The sequence below is a fragment of the Candidatus Similichlamydia epinepheli genome (assembly GCF_003056015.1).
This window is the reverse complement of sequence record NZ_PPEU01000126.1, coordinates 1-1614: the sequence shown is the minus strand read 5'-3', so window position 1 is coordinate 1614 and position 1614 is coordinate 1. Positions and strand designations below refer to the sequence as shown.

The 1614-nt window shown below is 38.2% G+C and carries 3 protein-coding genes and 1 pseudogene; 2 read left to right on the top strand and 2 right to left on the bottom strand.

Annotated elements, in window-relative coordinates:
- Together prfB and GCCT14_RS04800 are read left to right on the top strand one after the other, a co-directional pair.
- Window positions 1–247 (top strand): annotated as a pseudogene (prfB, locus tag GCCT14_RS04805) (peptide chain release factor 2); the annotation flags it as partial.
- 4 nt (window positions 248–251) lie between these two features.
- Window positions 252–992 (top strand): YebC/PmpR family DNA-binding transcriptional regulator, encoded by a 741-nt coding sequence (locus GCCT14_RS04800; RefSeq protein WP_108624436.1) that lies wholly within the window; start codon window positions 252–254, stop codon window positions 990–992.
- Here the strand turns inward: GCCT14_RS04800 and GCCT14_RS04795 are convergent.
- Complete coding sequence (locus tag GCCT14_RS04795; RefSeq protein ID WP_108624435.1) at window positions 963–1172, bottom strand: hypothetical protein; 210 nt, start codon at window positions 1170–1172, stop codon at window positions 963–965. The genes GCCT14_RS04800 and GCCT14_RS04795 overlap by 30 nt on opposite strands.
- The coding region (locus GCCT14_RS04790) for a hypothetical protein (protein WP_157952637.1) at window positions 1156–1614 on the bottom strand (459 nt) is incomplete at its 5' end. The genes GCCT14_RS04795 and GCCT14_RS04790, both read right to left, overlap by 17 nt.

Sequence of the window (1614 nt, the reverse complement as noted above, 5' to 3'; positions counted from 1 at the left end):
TTCAAAATTATACCAGGTAAGAATGGCAGAGAGAGAAAAAGCTCTTGCGGCTCTTTCACCAGAAAAAAAGGAAATTGGATGGGGAAGTCAAATTCGTTCCTATGTTTTACAACCTTATTCGGCCGTGAAAGATAAGAGAACACAGTATGAAGTGTGGGGAATGGAAAATGTACAAGCAATTCTCGATGGGGAATTAGATCCTTTCATTGAGGAATATCTCAAACAGTTTGGCGGGAACAAGGTATAAGATAATGGCCGGTCATAGTAAATGGGCTAATATTAAACATCGTAAATCAAGATCAGATGCCAAGAAAGGAAAGCTCTTTTCTAAAATTTTAAAAGAGATCTATTCAGCCGTTCGTCAAGGTGGTACTGATCCAAAATCTAATTCTCGATTGAGGCTAGCATTACACAAAGCTCGTACAGCTAATGTGCCAAATGAGACGGTCCAAAGAAGTCTTAAACGAGCAGAAGACTCTAATATAGAGATGTATGATGTCTCCTATGAAGTCTATGGTTATGGCGGGGTAGGTATAGTTTGTTGCTGTTCAACTGAAAATAGAAATAGAGCTGCTTCTTTCGTTAGGGGGACGCTCTCTTCTAAAGGAGGTACTTTAGCGTCTCCGAATTCCGTTTTATTCAACTTCTCTCGCAAAGGTCTCATTGTATTGTCTAGAGAAGGAATAGATTTTGATGAGATTTTTCTTCTCATGTCAGAGCGCGGAGCAGAAGATGTTCTTGAAGAGGAAAACTCAATTCTAGTGATCGTTCCTCCAGATCAATTAGGTTTTTTCGTTGAATACTTAATAGATAAAGGAGCGCATCTTTCTAGCTTTGATTTGACTTGGGTGCCTAATTCCGAGGTGGAATGCTCTCAGGAACATGAGACTTTGAATCATAAAATAATAGACTCTCTGGAAGCAATTGAAGACATTTATGAAGTTTTTTCTAATATGAAATGCTCATCTCAGAGTGATTCGTTTCTTTCTTGAGTTCAAGTAACGACAAAGATCGCGTAAAAACTGCTCATTCCATTCATTTTCCAATTCTCCCTCTTCAATAGATCCTATCTCTGACTCTACCTCTTCTTCTTTAAGGAGTTGGTGTGTGTGAAATAGTTTGATAAGCGGGGGCCCCCATCTTGAGGTAGACTCACTATTTTCTTGAAACATGTGTAGTTTGCACCGAGTTTTTTAATATTATTGACAAAGTGTGAGGCTGTACCTCTTCTAAGTAAGCTTGGAAGGAGCGTGGCGTCATGTTTTCGGACAGTGTAGCAAGACTTTTTTTCTTATTGGAATAAGAATAAACAGCTAGGTTTTCACGCAGAGTTTGTTCAAGAAGTTTGTCTAGAGGAATATGCTTATTTGTGTATTGAGAGATCAAAGTTTGGTGAATCTCTTCAAAGAAAATATGATGTTCTACATCTTGTAATCTGTTAAGGAAATCATCAAACAATTTTCCCATCGAATCAATAGATGGTGATTCTCTGCGTATATCTGTAGAAAAAATCTGAAGATAAACTCTCCCTTCGTGGGCAATGCGCCTGCTTTGTACTAGTAGAGACCTAAAAGGATTCATTCGTATTGAGTCTAGTAATAATTGCATGAGAGG

Excerpts from the sequence above, each read along its gene's own strand:
- GCCT14_RS04795 (WP_108624435.1), bottom strand. The coding sequence starts at position 1,172 with ATGTTTCAAGAAAATAGTGAGTCTACCTCAAGATGGGGGCCCCCGCTT.
- GCCT14_RS04800 (WP_108624436.1), top strand. The coding sequence starts at position 252 with ATGGCCGGTCATAGTAAATGGGCTAATATTAAACATCGTAAATCAAGA.